This is a genomic window from Polyangium sorediatum, from assembly GCF_029946465.1.
In the GTDB taxonomy this organism is placed as follows: Bacteria; Myxococcota_A; Polyangia; order Polyangiales; family Polyangiaceae; genus Polyangium; species Polyangium fumosum.
In genome coordinates this window covers 109383-128195 of record NZ_JARZHI010000029.1, presented here as the reverse complement: position 1 = coordinate 128195, position 18813 = coordinate 109383, and the positions used below count along the sequence as shown (strand labels likewise).

The 18813-nt window shown below is 68.8% G+C and carries 10 protein-coding genes and 1 rRNA gene; 5 read left to right on the top strand and 6 right to left on the bottom strand.

Annotation, left to right across the window (positions count from 1 at the left end):
- From rrf to QHF89_RS28260, 5 genes are all read left to right on the top strand, one after another.
- Nucleotides 1-83 (top strand): 5S ribosomal RNA (gene rrf, locus QHF89_RS28280); the annotation flags it as partial.
- 69 nt (nucleotides 84-152) lie between these two features.
- Nucleotides 153-1838 (top strand): DUF885 domain-containing protein, encoded by a 1686-nt coding sequence (locus QHF89_RS28275; protein ID WP_136970834.1) that lies wholly within the window; start codon nucleotides 153-155, stop codon nucleotides 1836-1838.
- A gap of 54 nt (nucleotides 1839-1892) precedes the next feature.
- Nucleotides 1893-2660 (top strand): peptidylprolyl isomerase, encoded by a 768-nt coding sequence (locus tag QHF89_RS28270; protein ID WP_136970833.1) that lies wholly within the window; start codon nucleotides 1893-1895, stop codon nucleotides 2658-2660.
- A 282-nt stretch (nucleotides 2661-2942) separates the two neighbouring features.
- A complete protein-coding gene (locus QHF89_RS28265; protein WP_136970832.1) occupies nucleotides 2943-3932 on the top strand; it encodes a DUF2169 family type VI secretion system accessory protein in 990 nt (329 codons plus the stop codon).
- Nucleotides 3925-5046: a hypothetical protein gene (locus QHF89_RS28260; protein ID WP_136970831.1), complete on the top strand. Its 1122-nt coding sequence runs from the start codon at nucleotides 3925-3927 to the stop codon at nucleotides 5044-5046. The genes QHF89_RS28265 and QHF89_RS28260 overlap by 8 nt, the downstream gene beginning before the upstream one ends.
- A 10-nt stretch (nucleotides 5047-5056) precedes the next feature.
- Here QHF89_RS28260 and QHF89_RS28255 read toward each other — a convergent pair whose 3' ends face one another.
- From QHF89_RS28255 to QHF89_RS28230, 6 genes are read right to left on the bottom strand one after another with little or no spacing between them, the layout of a single operon-like run.
- Nucleotides 5057-9076 carry a DUF6531 domain-containing protein gene (locus tag QHF89_RS28255; RefSeq protein WP_136970830.1) on the bottom strand — a complete coding sequence of 1340 codons (4020 nt, stop codon included), beginning with the start codon at nucleotides 9074-9076 and terminating at the stop codon, nucleotides 5057-5059.
- A gap of 3 nt (nucleotides 9077-9079) precedes the next feature.
- Nucleotides 9080-11473 (bottom strand): hypothetical protein, encoded by a 2394-nt coding sequence (locus QHF89_RS28250; RefSeq protein ID WP_136970829.1) that lies wholly within the window; start codon nucleotides 11471-11473, stop codon nucleotides 9080-9082.
- Nucleotides 11470-14010 carry a type VI secretion system Vgr family protein gene (locus tag QHF89_RS28245; RefSeq protein WP_136970828.1) on the bottom strand — a complete coding sequence of 847 codons (2541 nt, stop codon included), beginning with the start codon at nucleotides 14008-14010 and terminating at the stop codon, nucleotides 11470-11472. The genes QHF89_RS28250 and QHF89_RS28245 overlap by 4 nt, the downstream gene beginning before the upstream one ends.
- A complete protein-coding gene (locus QHF89_RS28240; RefSeq protein WP_284721030.1) occupies nucleotides 14007-14492 on the bottom strand; it encodes a hypothetical protein in 486 nt (161 codons plus the stop codon). The genes QHF89_RS28245 and QHF89_RS28240 overlap by 4 nt, the downstream gene beginning before the upstream one ends.
- A complete protein-coding gene (locus tag QHF89_RS28235; RefSeq protein ID WP_284721029.1) occupies nucleotides 14485-16605 on the bottom strand; it encodes a type VI secretion system Vgr family protein in 2121 nt (706 codons plus the stop codon). Before QHF89_RS28235 ends, QHF89_RS28240 begins: the two co-directional genes overlap by 8 nt.
- A complete protein-coding gene (locus tag QHF89_RS28230) occupies nucleotides 16602-18809 on the bottom strand; it encodes a type VI secretion system Vgr family protein (RefSeq protein WP_284721028.1) in 2208 nt (735 codons plus the stop codon). The genes QHF89_RS28235 and QHF89_RS28230 overlap by 4 nt, the downstream gene beginning before the upstream one ends.
- Nucleotides 18810-18813: the final 4 nt, after the last annotated feature.

Sequence of the window (18813 nt, the reverse complement as noted above, 5' to 3'; positions counted from 1 at the left end):
CCATCCCGAACTCGGAAGTTAAGCTCCTTGGAGCCGATGGTACTGCTGGGGTGACTCAGTGGGAGAGTAGGACGCCGCCGGGTCTTTTTCTAAAGCCTGCAAGTGAAAACTTGCAGGCTTTTCTTTTTCCATCATCTAGTTTTTCATCCGGCATGCCCACCAACTTTGGTCCCGTGTTCGCGCTCAGCGACGCTTTGCTCGAAGACATCGCCACACATCGTCCTACCTCGGCCACGTTCTGGGGCGTCCGGGGACATGACCACGCCTGGGACGATTTTGGCCCCGAAGGCGCGGCGTCCACGGCGGCGATGCTGTCGAAGTATCGCCGGCAGCTCGATGCTCTTCCTGCGCCCGAGCGAATCCAGGACCGGATCGCCGCGCGGGTCATGCGCGACTTCCTGGACGTCGAGCTCGACCGCATCGTTCAGGGCGATCATTTCGTCGACCTCAACAACATCGCCTCCCCCTTCCAGCACATCCGCATGGTGCTCGATGTCATGGACACGAGCTCACGTGCCGGCTGGGAGAGCATGATCGCGCGCCTGTCGACGATCGATCGCGCGACCTCGTCCTATCGCAAAGCCCTCGAGGAGGGGCTTCGTCGTGGGAAAACCGCGGCCAAACGCCAGGTCGATGCGGTTCTCGCCCAGGGACGCGTGCACGCGGGGGAGGGCTCCTTCTTCCGCACGCTTGCGCCGGCGTTCGCGCAGAGCAGCGCGTTCGATCCTGCCCTCGCCGAATCGCTCGAGCGCGGGATCGTGCACGCACGCCACGCCTACGGCGAGCTGACCGAATGGATCGAGAAGACCTATCGTCCCGCCGCACGCATCGAGGAAGGCGTTGGTGAAGAGGTCTACGCGCGCAAAGCGCGAGGTTTTCTCGGTATCTCGATCGATCTACGCGAGACGTTTGCCTGGGGGTTCGCGCAAATCCGAGAGATCGACGCTCGCATGCGCGAAGTTGCTGCTCAGATTCAGCCTGGCGCCTCGATCGACGACGTCATCCGCTTGCTCGAGACCGATCCGGCTCGATGCGCTCACGGCCCCGAAGACCTCGTCCGCATCGTCGGTGAGTGGCAGGCGCGCGCCGTGGATGCGCTCGCCGGTGTGCACTTCGACATCCCGACCCCCGCGCGTCGGGTCGACGTGAAGCTCGCGCCGGCTGGCAGCACGATCGGCGCCTATTACCTGCCGCCTTCCGACGATTTTTCCAGGCCCGGCACCATCTGGTACTCCCCCGGCGAGCGCGCGGAGATCCCGCTCTACATGGAGCTCAGCAGGGCCTATCACGAGGGATTTCCCGGGCATCACCTGCAGCTCAGCGTTCAGATCTCGTTGCAGCATCGGCTCTCGCGGCTGCATCGCGTGGTCATGAGCGACTACCAGACGGGGTATGCCGAAGGATGGGCGCTCTACGCCGAGCGCCTCATGGACGAGCTCGGCTTCCTGAGCAAGCCGGAGTTCGTCCTTGGTCAGCTCGTTTGCCAGATGATGCGCGCTTGCCGTGTCGTGCTCGACATCGGCGCGCACCTCGGCTTGCACGCACCGACGGACGCACCGATCCGGCCGGGCGCGCGCATCGACTACGACTATGGCGTCGAGTTGCTCACGCGCATCGGCCGCATCCCGGCGGATCATGCCACCGCCGAGATGACGCGTTACCTCGGCTGGCCCGGGCAGGCGATCGCCTACAAGGTCGGCGAGCGTGTGGTCCTCGGCCTGCGCGACGAGCTTCGCGCGCGCCGCGGAAGCTCGTTCGACCTCAAAACGTTCCATGCCGACCTGCTCGGCGTGGGCTCCGTCGGCCTCGGCACGCTCCGCGAGCTCCTTCTTTCTTGAGCGTTCTCCGGCGCGCGTGACGGCGCCGCGGGGCTTTCGTTAAGCTAGCCCCTCATGAGCCGGTCCCTCCTCGGCCGCCTTTCCTTCGTCGTGAGCTGCGCCGTCCTCGCCGCTTGCTCTCGGGAAGAGGCCCCCGCGCCTCCCGCCTCTCCGTCCGCCACCGCCGCCGCGAGTGCTGCATCCGCCGCTCTTTCTGCGGCGCCGGCGACCTCTGCGACCGCGCCCACGGCACACGGACGCGACGGCAACGATCCCCTCTTCCATCCCGAAAAGGCGACCGAGAAGGCCCCCGACGTCTTCAAGGTGAAGTTCTCCACCACGAAGGGCGACTTCGTCGTGCAGGTGACGCGCGCTTGGGCGCCGAACGGGGCCGACCGTTTCTTCAACCTCGTGAAGCTCGGCTTTTACGACGGCATCCGTTTCCACCGCGCGATCGACGACTTCATGGTCCAGTTCGGCATCCACCCCGAGCCCGCAGTGAACGGCGCCTGGTACCGCGCGTATTTTTCCGATGATCCCGTGGTGAAGAGCAACCGCCGCGGTTTCGTCACGTTCGCGCACGCAGGCAAGGACACGCGCACCACGCAGATCTTCATCAGCTACGTCGACAAGCAGGCGCGGCTCGATACGCAGGGCTTCGCGCCGTTCGGCCAGATCGTCGAGGGGATGAAGGTCGTCGACTCGTTCTACAAGGGCTACGGCGAGCTCGCGCCGAAGGGCAAGGGGCCGAACGCGAGCAAGATCCAACGGGAAGGGTACGGCTACCTCGACGAGAACTTCCCCAAGCTCGACGCGATCAAGGAAGCGAAAATCGTCCCATAACGCGGCGGCCTTCGTACGAAGTCGCTCCGCATGTTGGCGATCGATGGCGAGCGCCGCTGCTTCTCGCGCCACCTCGAGCTCACGTGCGAGCGTCCATGTCGCGAACACAGCGGCGATCCGCGGTCCCGGCGGCTCGTGCCCGAGGGCGCCGAGCACGGATTGCATCAAGGGGCGACATGGGCAGCGCGACCATCTTCCGAGGTCTACCTGCTCTCCCTCTGCACCGTAAAGTCGGCGCCTGGCGCGGACGTGCTCATGTAGGATGCTCGCCGGGCCCTCGCGATGAGCTTCGTCAACGAGACCCGATACGCCGCGCTGCCCGTACCCCTCGTCGATCCCGAGGGGCGCGACGTGGTCGTCACGATCGTGAAGGCCACCTTCGTCGTGGGTGAGCGTGGAGAGCTGCGACCCGCCGAGGATCCGAGCCCGGTGCGCACGAGCGACGTCGCGCGTGATCCCGACGATCCGCGATCGAGCCTGCGCTTCCCGAGCGACATCAGCCTCGAAAAGCCGGGCACCGACGTCGTCGTCGTGGGGGATGCCGTCGCGCCGCGACCCGTGAAGGTGATGGATGTCGTCGTGCAGGTGAAGCAGCGCCTCGCGCCGCTCTCTGTGCATGGACCGCGCGTGTACTACGACGGCGTTCTCGGCGTCGCCGTGGGTCCCGCAGCGCCGTTCGAGCGTGTGCCCCTCATCTACGAGAACGCGTACGGCGGCGCCTCCGAGGACCTCGCGGTCGTCGAGCTCGAGAACCCCGCGGGCGTCGGCGTCGCGCGTCGCGCCGCCGATCTGATCGGCAAGCGCGCGCCACAGATCGAGCATCCAGAGCGGCCTCATACGTCGGCTTTGGATCGGCACCCGCCCATGGGATACGGCGCGATCCCGCCGCACTGGTCACCGCGCCGAGAGCTCATCGGCACGTGCGGCTCGTCCTGGCAAAAGACACGCATGCCGATGCTGCCCGCGGATTACGATCCGCGCTTCGCCTGCGTCGCGCATCCATCGCTGCGTTTCGAGGAGAGACTCGCGCCGGGGGATCCGATCCGCGTCCTCGGCATGTCGCTCGTGCCGCTCGCGCTCGAGCTTCCTCGGCTCGCCGCGCGCGTGCATGCCCGTTTCGACGGCGGCGAGCGCGAGGAGCGACCCGTCCTGATCGACACGGTGATCGTCCTGCCGACCGAGCGCCGCCTGGAGGTCTCAGGCCGCGTCGCATTCGCGACCGGCCGCGCGCGGCGCGTGCTCCGCGCGATCGAGGTGCGGGCCGATGCGTAACGAGGCGCCGTCCCCCGTGCAGGGCGTCGTGCGAGCCGTCCCCCCGCTCGATACCGACCTGCGCGCCTTCTTCGCCTTTTTCGGTGCTTTCTCCGAGGCGCCCGAGCCGCTCTCGTTCCTCGCCGATCGAGGCCTCGCCGAGGGCGACCTGTTTCATTTGCTCGCCCTGTGGCAAGCGCGCATGTCAGCCGATCGCGCGGTGCAAAAAGACGCGCTTGGTCTCCTGGCTCGGCCGACAGGCGAAATCCCCGACGTGCAAGTGGGGCCAGCCCTTCCCGTCCAGGCGCCGCGGGATGCATCGGCGCCCGAGAATGCGTCCCTTGTGGCGACCTCGCTCAGCTTCGTCATCGATCGTCCTGCCTTGCCATTCGTCGCTCCGCCGGAGAACGCGCCGAAACTTGCGCCCCCTCCGAGCCTGCCTCGCCCCGCGCCGCAGGCCCTCGGCGAGACGAAGATGGCGTTTCATATCGACAAACCTGTTTTGCCGTTCGCGAGAAAGCCGGCCGCCGCGCCGGAAGCCGTCCCCCCGCGACCGCTCCAAGGCCCCGCGCCTGCCTCGCTCGGCGAGACGAGGCCGGCCGTGCATCTCTACAAACCGGCCTTGCCTTTCGCCGCCAAGGCGCTCGCGCAGACGGCCCTGACCTTTCAGGTGAACCCGCGAGTCTTGCCGTTCGGGCCCAAACCCGCTCCGCCGTCGCGCCCGCTCGGCGACACGGCGCCGGCGTTCGCCTCGGCCAAACCCGTATTGCCTTTTCCGACGCCGGACAAACCTCCCGTCGCCGCGCCTCCGGCGCCTCGCTCGCCGCCGGTATCGCTCGCCGAGACTTCGCTCGCGCTCCCGGTCAACCTCTCCGCCGTGCTCCCGTTCGTCAAGCCAACCCCGAGCGTGCCCGCCACGCGCCTCGCAATCGAGGCCTACGCCACGATGTGCGCCGAGATCTGGCTCGATCCGCCGGGCGCGCTCCGGATTATCGCGCGGTATGGCCTCTCGCCGGAGGCGAAGCGGGCCGAGGACGCCGCATGGCAGGCGCGGTTCGTGGCGGCGCCTGCGGAGCGCGCCACGTGGGAGCGCCTCTCGATCGAGGCGGGGGCGCGGATTCGCGTGGGCCGATAGGCGAACTCATTCAGGGGGGCGGCGGGCGGGGTGGGAAATCGGGATAATGGTTGTAGGGGTTCGGGTATCCACCGGCGCCCCAGCTATTCCATTTCCCGGGACGCGACGTGTCCGGGTAATAGGTGACGCCCGGCTGGGGGATCAGCCGGCTCGAATCCTGAACGCCGATGGGCGGAGCAATGTGCAATCCCGGCCCCCAGACGATCTCGCTAGGCGCGAAGACGCTCACCTGATACTGCGAGGCGAGCTGCGCCGCGATGGCGTCGGGCCTGCGCCCGGTATTGCAGGAGAAAAGTTTGAGCGGCACGTTCCTGTCCCAGTTTCCCGCCATCATCAAGCGCTCGCCAAGCTCTCGCGGCGACATCTGCGTCCAGGAGCCGTCTGCATGTTGCACGTGGACCGCGTCCACGGTCCCGTGCACGTACACCTGATACGAACCGCCATCACGTCGCCCGCCCGTCATGCATTCATGGATGAATTTGTCGACCGTGGGATTTCCGAGGAAGACACACGCGAGCCCCAGCGGATCCACGTGCATTACCGGGCTCCCGTTCCACGCGAAGAGGTTCGGCCCGCCCTCGAGCCCCAGCGGATCCGGGCTCAGGAAACGCATCACCTCCGGATCGAACCAGCGATACCGCACATAGGAAAGCCCCACGTCCTCGTCGTGGTGATGCCCGAGCCTGCGCAAGAGCGGCGCCACCGCCCGCCCCGAGGACCCGGCTTGGGCTTCGCTCCGCGCGAGCGCGCCCCACGCTGAATAACGCCCCGAAAAAACGAGCGCGCCTGCTCCGTCGACGAGCTCCGTCGCCGCGCCGACGTGGTCCGCGAGCACGCCGAACACGGCGTCGCCTTCCCCCTGGAGCAGCGGCACCATCGTATCCGGGTGATATACGATCGTGCGCTCACCCCGCTCGGAGTCGATTTCTGCGAGCAGGAGGTCGCCGTCCCAAAGATACTCCACGGTGCGGCGCGAGGGCAGGGGAGGGAGCTCTTCGCGCGAGACCGGGCGAACTGGACCGACGACCTCTTTTTTTACGCGCCTGCCGAAGAGATCGTACGTCATCAGGATCCGCGTCCCGTCGCCCCGCACGACCTCGCGCAGGTTGCCCCGACAATCCCAAAAGTATTCGGTTACCTCGCCTGTATCGAGCCGCTTCTTGCGGATGCGCCGGTTCGCCTCGTCGTATGTGTAGGCCGCGTTCGAGGTCCTCCGGAGCACGTTGCCCGGCCCCACGTCCCAGCCGGCGCCCGCGGGCTCGACCGAGCCGGCGGCGTCGTATTCGAAGCGCTCCTCGCCTGCCTCGACGAGCTGACCAATGTCGTCGTGCCGGTACCGCTCCTCGCCCCAGCGCGCATCCCGTTTGCCTGTGAGCCTCGACGACGCGTCCCACGTGTACACGCGCGACACGAGCGCGCGGCCGTCCTTGCCCGCCCATTCCTGCGTGAGGCGCCCGCGCGTGTCGAAGGCAAACCTCGCCTCGACGCCGGAGCGCGCGAATCGAAAGCCGATCATGGCCCCCGCCGCGTCCCGCGCGAACTCCACGCGCTCGCCGCCGTGTTCGATGGCCCCCACGTGCCCCGCCTCGTCGTACACGTACCGCGTGACCTTTCCGCTCGGCAGGTGCACGGCGGTCCGGCGATTGTGGGCGTCGTATTCGTAGCGGATCGTCCCGGCCCGCTGCGTCGTCGACACGATCCGCGAGGCCTCGTCCCAGTGCATCTCGACCGAAACGATTCCGGCCGGATCGTCGAGCTCGTACGTCACCTTGCGCGCGGCCTCGTCCCGCACGACCCTGCCTGCGCCGTGCGGCGTATCCTCCTCCACGAGCTCGTCGACCTCGTTGTATCGATAGGCGCGCCACGTCCCGTCGGGCAACGACAGGCGCGAGACCAGGCCATTTCGACCATACGCCGCGCGCAGGATACGCCCGTCGAACGTGCGCATCTCCGTCACCCGGCCCAGGCGATCGTAGCGGAAATCGTAAAGCTCCGCCTTCGGGTTCTGGATTCGCTGGGGCCTTTCGAGCAAGTCGCGGCTCACGGTCCAGGCCTTTCCGTCCTCGTTCCGGAGCTCGACCACGGAGCCCACGCCCGCGTGCCGGAACGTCGCCACGCGGCCGAGCTCGTCGATGCGGCGCGTCTTGCGCCCGAGCGCGTCGTATTCGAAGCGCACACACGTCCCGTCGGGATGCTCGTGCAGGAGCACGCGCCCGAGCGCGTCGAGCTCGCGCCGCGTCGTATGGCCGTACGAATCCACGCAAGCGATGGGCTGCCCGAGCGCGTCGTGCTGCCATTTTCGCACGAGCCCGCCCGCGAGGTGCTCCTCGATGCATTGGTGCCGGTCGTCCCATACGAACCGCGCCCGGATCCCCGCGGCATCCGCGATCGTCACGAGCCGCCCATGCTCGTCGTACACGAGCGCGAGCCACCCACCGCCCGGGTATTTCACCGACGTGAGCTGACCGCGCGTATCGTACCCGTACTCCGTCACGCGCCCACCTGCCACGCGCCGCACCACGCGATCGTCCACGTGCACGAGCTCGGTCACGCGCCCGAGGGGATCCGTGATTTTCACGAGGTTGCCCTGCGCATCGTATTCGAACCGGCTCGTGTTCCCCGCAGCGTCTTTTTCGGCGAGGACGAGCCCATCGTCGTCGATCTCCCACGTCCGCGCGGCCGAACCGTCGTTCGTCGTGATCCCGAGGAGCGCGCCATCCCGCGGTCGCCACGAGAAAATCCGCGGCGCGAGTGTGCCCGAAAGCCTTGTCGTCCCCTCCTGCTCGTCGTACGTGATGTCGCCCGCGTGAATGTTCCCGTCGCCGAAGGACCGGACGCAACGGCCGGTCTCGGGATCGTAAACGTAATGAAACGACAGACCCATCGGAAGCGTCTTTTTCACGAGCCGCCGCCGCTCGTCGTAGCTGTACGTGACATCGTTCCCGAGCGGATCCGTGACGCGGACGAGCTCGCCGCCGACATCGTAGCCGAAAGAGACGGTCTGGAGCGGGGTACGCTCGTCCGCCGGCGCGAAGACCGCGATCCGCGTGATGTGGCCGCTCGCGTCGTGCGTGAGTCGGACCCTCCTGCCGGCCGTATCCACGAGCTGCGTGAGCTTTTCGCCTTCGTATTCGAGCCGGACTCGCTGCCCCGAGGGATTCGTGATCTCCACGAGCCAGGCCCGCGTGCCTCCCTGGGGACGAAACAGGCGGCGAATGCCCGTCGCGAGGGAGACCACGGACGCTCCGCCGCCGCGCGCATCCCGCGTGATTTCAACCCGTTTGGCCCTGTGAACAACCGTTTTCCCTGCCGGTACATTTCGCAGGACGCGCGTGGAGCCATCCTCGTCCCGGAGCCGAAGCTCGTCGCCCTCCACCGCGATCCACTGGTCGTACGCGTGGGTCCACCCGCCGTGGCCGAGCGGCCCGTGCTCGGACGCGCGTGTGCTGTCGTAAGACCGCGTCCACGTGATCGGAATTGGCCCCGGGAGCGAAACGTCGACGTCCGTATCCACGACGGCGCCGGAGACCACGGAGATCGGATCGAGGATCACCTGCGATCCAGCGGCGAGCGCAGCTACGTTACGGGCCCAGAGCACGGTATCCATCGTGATGAGCTGTCCAATCGTCTGCGCGATGAACGTCCCCTGGTAGGGCACGTTCATCTGGACCTTGACGCCCGTGCACGCGACCGGCTTGCCGCCTGCGTGGACCTTGTGCTGATTGGCGAACATGATCTGGCTATACGCCGACGTCATGTGCGTGACGACGTCGCCGCCGGTGGGCTGACCCGGGAGATTGCCTGGTTTGTGAATCGACATCACGCTGCCCTGCGTGAGGACCGGCTTGTAGGCGACGAGCAGATGATTCGATACCTGCTGCGCCGTCGACGAATGCGACATGTACGCGAAGGGGGCCGTGACGGGGCCCGCAGGCGGGGGCGGCGGGACGAGGCTCATGGCCGGCGTCGGCCCGGGGCAGAAGTGCCCGCTGCCCGTCGTCGCGATCTTGTTCCCATCGATCGACGCCATGGCCTACCCTTTTCCTTTCCATTCGCGCGCGGCCCGGAGCAGCGGGGCGAGGCTCGCCTCCACGTCGGCCGCATACCCCCAGACGGGCACGGGTTCGAGGCGCCCGAGGCGCGCTCGGAGTTCGTCCACGCGCTGCATGAGATCCCCGCGGGCAAGATCTTCCGACGCGCATTCCTCGGCTACCACGGCGGGCGATAAGGGAAGCCCGCGGCGAAGACGCTTGGACGCATCGAGGCGCGTCGACGCCATCACGCGCCGCCAGGCTCCGGCGTCCCGCATCTCCTCGGGAGGAAGCGCCGGCCCGAGCATGACGGCGAGCGCCTCCGCCGCGGCAAAGGAGAGATCCTCGTCCGCGAGGCATTGCAACAAGCGCGGCAAGATCGCGGGTGAACCCCATCGCCCTGCAGCCGAGAGCAAGGCAGGCGTTGGGGTTTGTCGGGCAAAGAACGTCTCCGCTGCTGCGGCATCTTCGGTCCGACCTGCGAGCACGTAAAGCTCGCCGACGAGCGCGCCGAGCCGCGCAGCGACGGCGCGATCCTCGAACACGCGCCGCGCCTCGACGTCCCCGAGGATGGCGAGCTGCCGGGCCGCGCGAAACGCATTCGCTCGATCCTCCACGAGGAGCGCGCTCCGGAGCGCCGGAAGGAACGCTCGTTGCGAGGCAGGGGACCGCGCCGCGCAGGCGTCGAGGGCCGCCGCGCGCACGAGCGGAGACGCGTCCTCGAACGCGCGCTGCACCTCCTCGTCCGCGAGCGCGCCGCGCGCTGCGAGGAAAGAGAGCCCGATGGCGCGGGCGATCGGTCGCGCGGAGGAATGGAGTGCCCGCCCGAGCGAAAAAAGCGTTGCGTGCTCGGAGAGCGCGAGCGCATCGGCCACGCGCCGCGCGTGCGCATCGGCCTCGTCCGGGAGCGCGTCGAGCCTTCGCGACACGAGTCGCCTCGCCTCGTCGCCCTCGAAGGCCATAGCCGCGATCGTCCCGCCAAACCATCGCCAAGGGTCTTCCGGGTGCTCGGCCCAGTCCGTGGCGAGATGGAGGAGGGCGCGCTTGCCCGAGGCGACGATCGCGTCGATCTGATGGAGCAGTCGTTGCTCGATGTCGCGCACGCCGCGCAAGGGCGAACGCTCACGCGCTTTGCCCATCCCGGCGAGCGTCTCCGCGCAGTGCGACACGACCTCGGCGTAAAACGCCTCCCGCGAGACGGGGCGGAGCCGCTCGGGATCGAGCCTCACGAGGGGCGACGTCGTGATCGACTCCGGCAAGGGCCTTTCGAGGGGAAGGATATCGTTGGCCGGCGCGAGGGCTGCGTCGGGGTCGAAGGTCGCCTCGTCGAAGGCCGATTCGACGTTCTCCGAGGGCGATGATTCGTCCAGAACAACGGAATCCAAAGGCACAGCTCGCGCGCGTACCCGCTCCGCAAGCGGGTGCAGCAGCTCCCCTGGGGCCGAATCTCCTCCCACACCGAGCGCGAGCCCACGTGTGCCATCCTGTGAAAGGGCCCAGGCGAGGAGGCGGCTGTCAGACGGACAAACCCCGTGCCGGACCGAGCCGAATGCATGGACGAGGCCCATCACGCCGGCCGCCGCGCCGACCTGGCCGATTTCAGCTTCGAGGCAAACACCCAGGGCCTCCGCGTGGAACCTCGAGGCCTGCCGGGCGGCGCTCCATTCCCATTCCCGCGCTCGGAGCGCGTCGACACGATCCTGGCCGAAGACCACCCGAATGGGTGTGCCCTCGGGAAGATCGGCGAGGAGGTTCGTCAGGGCGGCGGCGTCCACCGGTTCGTCGTCGTCGTCGGTGCCTCGACCGTGCGCGGTCTTGCTCATCAAAATCGTAGAAGCGTCTTTCCGCATGCCGCGCACCACGACCAGCGCTCCCGCGCCTTCCGCTGGCCAGAGGCGCGCAGGCGCGAAGGGGCCGGGAGGCCGCGCGGCGAGCGCCGCCGCCCGATCCGCGTGAAAAAACGAATCGACGCCGACGATCACCGCGCCTGGCCATCCATGCGCGTCGATGCGCGCGAGCGCGTCGAACACACCCGCCGCGCCTGTAAAACACTCCACCCGCGAGGATTCCGCCACGGCGGCGAGGCGGCTCGCCACGTCGTCGAGCAAGGCCGCAGGCAGGCCCTCGCACGGCGCAGGCAGGCAAACGACGAGTGGCATTCCCGGCGCAGGCCGAGCCTCCTCCAGCGCGATGCGCCCGAGCGCGATGAGCCGGTCCGGAAGATCGAGGTCTGGCGGGACGAACCGCGCGTACCCGACCTCGAAAGGCCGACCGTCCGCGAGCACGAACGGCGCGGGGGCGGGCGGAGGCGCGTTCGCCCGCGGGAAAAACACGTGATCCCGGACGAGCGCGCCCGCCGGAGAGCAAAGACCGAGGCCAACGACCGAGAGCGTCACTTGTGCGTCAATTTCCCCGCTTCACGCGATGGTCCCGTGATTCGAATGCTCGGCGCCTTGATCGTGACCCCGCCGCCGGACGCCGTAATCTCGGCCCCGCCGCACTTGAACGTCACGGTCCCGCCCGAGAGCGTCAAATCCCCTCCGACCGAGAGCGCGAGCGACGCCTGCGCCGTCATGCGATACGCCCCGCCCGCGCTCGCCTCCCGCGTCCCGCTCACGTCACTCTGGACGAGGCCCTTCACCCTCCGGGCGATGTTCTTCGAGCTCGTGATCATCAGCGATCCAAGCGATTCGTTCATGGCGCCCGCGACCTGCATGCCGGCCTTCGTCGTCTCCGTCGTGTGGCTGCCATTGACGAGCATCGTCGCGGGACCGAGCGTGACCCACGAGACGGCGCCCGGCGTCATCACGGCATACACGCCGCCGACCATTTCCGAATACGGTCCCTCGACGAGCGTCGCTCGGTGCCCCGGCCCGGGCCCCGCCTTGCCGCTCGGCCCGCTCACGCCCGCCGCGCCTCCGCCCGCCGCGACCTCGCCCTCGGGCGGACGACCGTGATCCCAGGGCATGGGCTTCGACGACCCGGTAACGCTCGCGAGAATCGCCTCGCCGCCCGGCACCATCGAGGCGGCCATACCGGCCAAACCCATTCCTGCCGCTGCCGCGGCGCCTCTCTCCCCACCCGCGGAAAATCCCTCGACCGCGGCGCGACCCACGCCGAGCCCCGCCGCCACGATCGCGCCCGCAGTGCCGCGTGCGCCCACACCCGCGAGCGCCGTGGAAAACAAGAGATTCGCGGCGCCCTTCACGGGGCTGCCCACTTGCTCGGCGAGCAGACCCCCCACGGAGACAGCCTCCCTCCCTTGGACCTGCGTGACGAAGCTCCCGCCCGCGGTCTGCTTTTGCGTCGCGCCCACCGTCACCGTGCGCGATCCATACGACGCAGCCCACCCGAGGTGCACACTCACCGTCTCGTCCGCGCCGATCGAGGACGTCACGTTCCCCTGGACCTCGGCATTTTCATTGTTGCGGGTCTCCGTGCGGGAATCGCCGTACACATGATCATCCCTTCCAAACGGCGCCGAAAAAAGCATGTGCTGCCTACCGGCGGCGTCGTCGAGCTGGATCGACGTGCGCGCGGCGGCGCCCGGGGAGCTGTCGGTCGCGAGGACGCTCGCCGTTTTGTTCGCGGGCAGCGGCAGCGGCGGGAGCTGCTTGCCATTGTACGAGCGGCCGAGGACGAGCGGTCGCTCGGGATCGCCGTCCTCGAACGCGACGAAGACCTCCCAGCCCACGCGCGGCAGGACGAATCCCGCCGGCGCCTCGGGCTGCGTCACGCGTACGGGCACGCTGCTCCGCTGATCTTTCGGGCCACGCACGTCCCAGGGGAATGCGAGGTGAACGCGGCCGAGCGCGTCGGTGTCGATCTCCTCCGCCGGCGCGCCCGTCACGATCGCCGATTGCACGCCGTCGATGCGCGGCTTCGGCGTGATGCGCGGCAATCGGAAGGGGATATCCTTCGGAATGACCTCCACTGTGGATTCGAGGACGGGTTCGTCGGCGCTCCACGTGATCGATGTTGCCACGACGAACCACGCCCCCGCGACGCGTGCCCGACCGAACGCGCGATCCGATTCAACGAACGTGACCGCGCGGCCAGGCACGAGCGCGATCGCGTTCGTTCGAAGCGTGAGCGTCGAGGCGTCTGCACGCAGGGATTCGAGCCGCCGCTTCGAGGCCCGCTCGCCAGCCTCGGCCGAGCGGAATCCGCCCGGCGCCTCGTCGATCGTCGTCCGTTGCTCGAAGCTCGATCCGGCCATGGCCACGCCTTCAAGCCTGACCCCGGGCCGCTCCGGATCGTAATCGCGCAACGTGACCTTTCCCGGGCGGCGCTGCCGCGCGGCGAGGACGGGCGTGACGAACGGGCGAGGCTCGCTCGCCGTCGCACGCGCGACGATCGCAATCGGATCGGAATACGCGTCGTCGGCGTGCGTCGAATCGTCCGCGAGGACGAGCACCTCGGCCCCGTCTTTCTCCTCGAATCGGAAAAAGAGCCCGTGCTCCTCGCAGAGGCGGCGCACGAACGTCGCGTCCGTCTCGTCGTATTGAATCGCCCAATCGAGCGGCGGATACGTCGCCGCGAGCCGCACCTCGATCTGCTCGTATCCCGCGGCGCGCGCGAGCTCGGCGATGATCTCGGGCGCGCTGCGATCACGGATCACCCGCGGAAACCGCCGCAGCTCCAGCAAGGCGAGGTGCGGGCGCACGGTGGCGCGATAGATGCGCTCGTTCCCGTGATCGGTGGCGACGAGGACGAATCGCGTCACGATCCCCGCAAAACGTCGATCTCCCGCCTCGGTCTCGAACCGGAGCACGCACGGCCCGCGCAGCACGTGCGAGGGCAATACGACGGGGGAGGGGGGACCCGAAAAATCGAGCTCGTAGCTCCCGATTTCGCCGAGGCGCTCCTTCCCCGCGACCCGCACGAGGCGGAGCGGCGGATCCCCGGGGAGCGCGGCGGAGACGTTCGTCACGGGAGCTCCACGCGCGCCGCGAAAATGCGGACCAGCGCGGCCATATCGATGACGAGCTTGTCCCCTTCCAGGCGAAGCGCGCCGCCCGGCTCGAACGCGAGGGATCCGCCGGGCACTTCGATCACGATCGATTGATCGGCCCGCATGCGCAAGTGTTTTGCTTCGAGCGCGAGCGTGCCCCGCGCGTCCTTTTCGACGGCGCTCGTGACCTGGAGCGCGCCCGCGATCCGCGGCCCGTCCGGCCCGTCCACGAGCACGACCGTGCGCCCGCCTCGCAAGCACGCCTCGGCGAAATCAGGTGCGACGGCGCCGTCGAGGCGCGCCGTAAGGTGGCGGCCCGAGGCGAGGCGGACCCGATACACACGCTCCTCGCCGTCCGCGGACGCCGCCATGGCCATTTCGATGCGGCCGGGGTGAAGCCCCGGACCGAGGAGGGCGCTCGCCTTGTTGCGCCCGCGCCGCGCGCTTTTTCCTTCAGCCATAACGTGACACTCCCTCCTCGACGCTCGCGACCGCGCCCTGGAAGTCGCCCTGGATCTCGATCGTGCCCGGGGTCATCTTGATCGTCATTCCGCCCGCCTCGAGGACGAGCTTTGCCTTCGCCTCGATCGCGATCTCGGCACCCGCGATCGTCGCATTCCCTTTCACCTCGTGCGTGAGCGTCCCAAACGCCTCGGCCACGTTGCCGCCCGCCTTCACCTGGCGCGACGTGTAGCTCTCCGCATACACACCGAGCACGTCGAGCCCATATCCACTCGCGGTCACGTTCATCGGGCCGCTGACCTTCACGACGGCCGCCCCGCCCACCGCGATCGCTTCGGAGATCCCCGCGGTCATGTTCATCGAACCGCCGACGACGAGCGTCCCGGCGCCCTCCGTGTGCACGCTCTGGTGTTCGAGCGGCGCTTCGGTCTTTGCCCCGCCCACGATCCGCACGAGCCGCGGCGCCTTCGTGACGGAATCGCCGCCAATTGAAAAGAGGCGCGCCCCGGCCACCGAAATGCTCTCCGCGCTCGCCCACACGGCGAGATCCGCGTTCGTCGTGAGGGCGCGTTCGGCGCCGACCGAGAGGGAATGCGCGCCGTCCACGGCCGTGTTCAGGTTCTCCTTGACGAACAGCTCCCGCGACCCGCCCACCACGCGCCCGACATCCCCCTGCACCACCGAGACCTTGTCCTTCTCGGAGAGCTCTTGATAATCCCCGGAGGATTGAATCGAGAGTCGTTCCGCTCCCGCGGTGTCGCTGATGCGGATGAAATGGCCACGCTCGCCCGCCGGCGTGGTCTTCGTCCCGAGGTGCGTCTCCACCTTTTGCGCGGGGAGATGCAGCGGCGGCCGTTCGGCGCCGTTGTAGAGGCGGCCGAGCACGAGGGGCGACTCGCACGCGGCGTCGGAGAACGCAACGACCTGCTCCCAGCCGATACGTGGATGAAATGCCGCGCCCGCGAGGGCCGGCGCGACGACGCGGGCCGGCGTGGATGCTTCCTCGGCCCAGCGCAGGAGAAGCGAGGTGCGTCCGTACGCGTCCACCTCGATTTCCTGCCCCGATGGGCCCGTCGCAATCGCGGTCCCCATACCTCCGCGCGGCAGAACCTGCGTACGGGCAGGGCGATGGGTCGAAGAGGTGGGCACGGCGCGGAAGCGCGCGAGATAAACGTCGCCGACTTCGTGTGTCACGGCGAGCACGAGATGCCGGCCGTCCAGCCCCGCGGCGGGGCATCCTTCGACGGTCACGATCGATCCGGCGGCGACCATTGGTGCCGTCGCCTCGCCTTCGAGCACGGCAGCATCCGCCCGCCATTCGCCGAGCCGGATCGCCGCGAGCTCACGCGCCTCCGCGGGCGAACGCGCGTCCCGCGAGACCTCGTACCTTTCGAGCGAGCCTTCCCCGCTCTCGCCCTCGATGTCGAGCTCGGGCCGCTCGAAATCGTAACCTCGCAGGCGCGCGACGTCACTCGCCGCGCGGCGCACCCTGCGAGCGGCACAGAGCGCGGGGCCTCCTTCGAGCCCCGCGCCCTCGTGGTAGCGCAGCACCACCCCGAAATCGTCGAACGTGGCCGGCTCGTCAGCGATCCGCACGACGTTCCGCTCGCCCGTCGACGGATACCACGACAACCCTTCTTCCGCGAGGATCCGCGCCGCGAAGGCGAGGTCACTCTCGAACGACTGAATCCATTGCGCCCGCCGGGGCGGCGCGCGCCGCGCGTGGTTCTCGACACGGAGCCCGTGCGCTTCGAGGACCGTCCGCGCGACCTCGACGGCGCTCGCGGCCGGGAACACGCGCTCGTCACAGCCGTCTCCGGCCTCCGCCACGCGCGCCACGATCACGATCTCGCTGTGCCCCTCGTGATCCTCGAGGCGATCGACGATCCCCTCGAAGCGCCGCTCCACCCCGGCGATGCCGAGCACGAGCCAGGCAGGCTCCCCGAGGACATCGAGGCCTGCCACGGCGACGGGCTCGCCGTGCTCGAAGACGTCGCAATGGATGCGCGCGACGAATGGCGCCCCCACCCGTTCCTCGACGGTGCACGCGAGGCCGACGATCCGCGAGGAAACTCCCTGCACGCCGAGCTCGATCCACGGACGCTGCTTCATCCGCCCACCTCGCCGCCTTGGTCCCGCTTGACCGTTCCCTCGATCGACGTCGTGCCGCTTTTCGCCCGGAGCGCGCCGCCCGTGATCGAAAGGGCCCCGGCCGAGAGCGCGCCGGAGACGTCGATCTTGATCTGCGGCGCCGCAATGCTGAATTTGCCGCCCGCCCGGAGCTCGACCTCCCCCGACGCGAGCTTGCCCGTAGGCGCCGCGATCCCATGATCGGCGGCGGCGTTCTCCGTCACCACGCCCGCCGTGCTGCGCTTGCCGCCCTTCACCGACTCCGCATACGCACCCGCGCAGGTGACCACGCGCGCGCCCCGACAAACATATGTCCGCGCCCCCGCCACGCTCTCCGTCACCGAGAGCCCCGCCGAGACGAACTTCGACCCGCCCACGATCCGCGAAAACGTGCCCGTCGTCTTCGTGTTCGACTGGTTGCATTGCAGCACGTACGCGCCGCCGACGGACTCCTCGTATCCACCGCCGGCGAGCACCACCCGGTTCCCCGTCACCGCGACGATCTCGGCCGCCATCGACTCCGCATTCGCGCCGTCCACGGCGACGTGAATGGGGTTGCCCACGTCGAGGCGCTGGCTCCCGCCGATCGTCACGTCCTCCGCGCCGCCCACGTGCGCCGAGAGGCCGAGCCCGACCACGTGGGCCTCGTCGCCGTCCGTCGTCTGTGTATAATCGCCGCCCACACGCACGCTGAGATCGCGGCTCGCGTGCACGAAAAACGCCTCCGCGCCTGCGTCGTCTCCGAAGCGGATCTCCTGCGTCGTGCCGTCCCAGGGGCTCGTCCACGATTGCAAGGCCGTGACCGCGCGCCCCGAGGGCAGGACGTACGGATGCACCGCCGTCGCATTGTAGAGGCGGCCGAGCACGAAGGGCCGGTCGGGGAGGCCGTCGAGGAACGAGACCGCGACCTCGAAGCCGACGCGCGGGATCATCATCGCGCCGCCGAGCGGCCATTGCATCGCGCGGACCCACGAGGACGACCGATCGTCGGTGATGCCCGATCGATCCCATAAAAACCGCATCTTCACGCGGCCGAGCGGATCCGTGTGGATCTCCTCGCCCGGCGGCCCCGTGACGACCGCGCTCTCGACGTGATGAATCCGTGGCTCCTTCACGATCGCAGGCCGAAACGGCGGGCGCTCCTCACCGCCCTCGCCGCGCGTCGGCCGGAGGACGACCTCATTGCGATAAGGTGTCCCTTTCCCGCCGTCGCGGAGCGGCCGCGCGAACGTGTGACGCACCTCCGAGACGAGGAACCGTTGATCAAAAAGGTCCGCGCCGCCGCCCGCGACCTCGACCAGCCGACCCGGCCTTAGGCGCATGCAATCACTCGTCGCCGTAACCTTCACCTCGTCGCGCCGGAGCTGCTCCAGCCTGCGCCTCGCCCGCGCCGCAGCCGCGCGCGCGTCGGGCACGAGGGCTGGGTATTCCATCCATTCGAGCGCGCCCTCGCCGGCCTCGCCGTCGAGGTAGACGTCCGGGTGATCCACATCGAAATCACGAACGAACACCCGATCGTGGGACAACCCCGCCTCCCACGCGAGCGAGAGGAGCGCGCGCACGCCCCTCGCGCGCGTGGCGCCCGGTCCGGCGAAAGGGAGGCGCGGATCGCCGTCGATCCCCTCGTGCGAGGCCGTCCCGTCGCCGAAGAACACGCGCCACGCGCCGTCCTCGGCCGTCTCGGTCCAGAACGAGATGCCCTCGCGCGCGAGCAAGCGGCGCACGAAATCCCACTCGGCCTCCCCGTGCTGCGTGCAGAGCGGAACCAGCGGATATTCCCCCGAGAGCCTCGCCACGATCCCGTCGCGCGGCACACCCGCGCCCGCGAGGACCTCCGTGACGACCTCTTCGGACGTCTTGTCCTGAAAAACGCGATACCCTGCCCGGAGCGCGAGTGGCGCGAGTGGATCCGCGAGGCGGAGGGAGAGGGCACGATCGCGCCCCCGGCCCGCCTCCTCGGCCACCTCCATCACGACGAGCTGGATCGCGCGCGCCGTGCCCTCCTCGGGATCGGAGAGCACGACGACGCACGGGGCGCGGACGAGGGCCTCGAGATCGACCTCGCCCGCGGTCCCCACGACGATCTCGAACGACGCGCGATCGTCCATGATTTCGCGCCCGTCGAGCGAGAGGACCACGGTCTCGCCGAGCGGCTCGCAGGCGAAGGCGACGTCCTGGGTCGTCACGAAG

Coding starts and splice junctions, on each gene's coding strand:
- QHF89_RS28275 (WP_136970834.1), top strand. CDS start 153: ATGCCCACCAACTTTGGTCCCGTGTTCGCGCTCAGCGACGCTTTGCTC.
- QHF89_RS28270 (WP_136970833.1), top strand. CDS start 1,893: ATGAGCCGGTCCCTCCTCGGCCGCCTTTCCTTCGTCGTGAGCTGCGCC.
- QHF89_RS28265 (WP_136970832.1), top strand. CDS start 2,943: ATGAGCTTCGTCAACGAGACCCGATACGCCGCGCTGCCCGTACCCCTC.
- QHF89_RS28260 (WP_136970831.1), top strand. CDS start 3,925: ATGCGTAACGAGGCGCCGTCCCCCGTGCAGGGCGTCGTGCGAGCCGTC.
- QHF89_RS28255 (WP_136970830.1), bottom strand. CDS start 9,076: ATGGCGTCGATCGATGGGAACAAGATCGCGACGACGGGCAGCGGGCAC.
- QHF89_RS28240 (WP_284721030.1), bottom strand. CDS start 14,492: ATGGCTGAAGGAAAAAGCGCGCGGCGCGGGCGCAACAAGGCGAGCGCC.
- QHF89_RS28235 (WP_284721029.1), bottom strand. CDS start 16,605: ATGAAGCAGCGTCCGTGGATCGAGCTCGGCGTGCAGGGAGTTTCCTCG.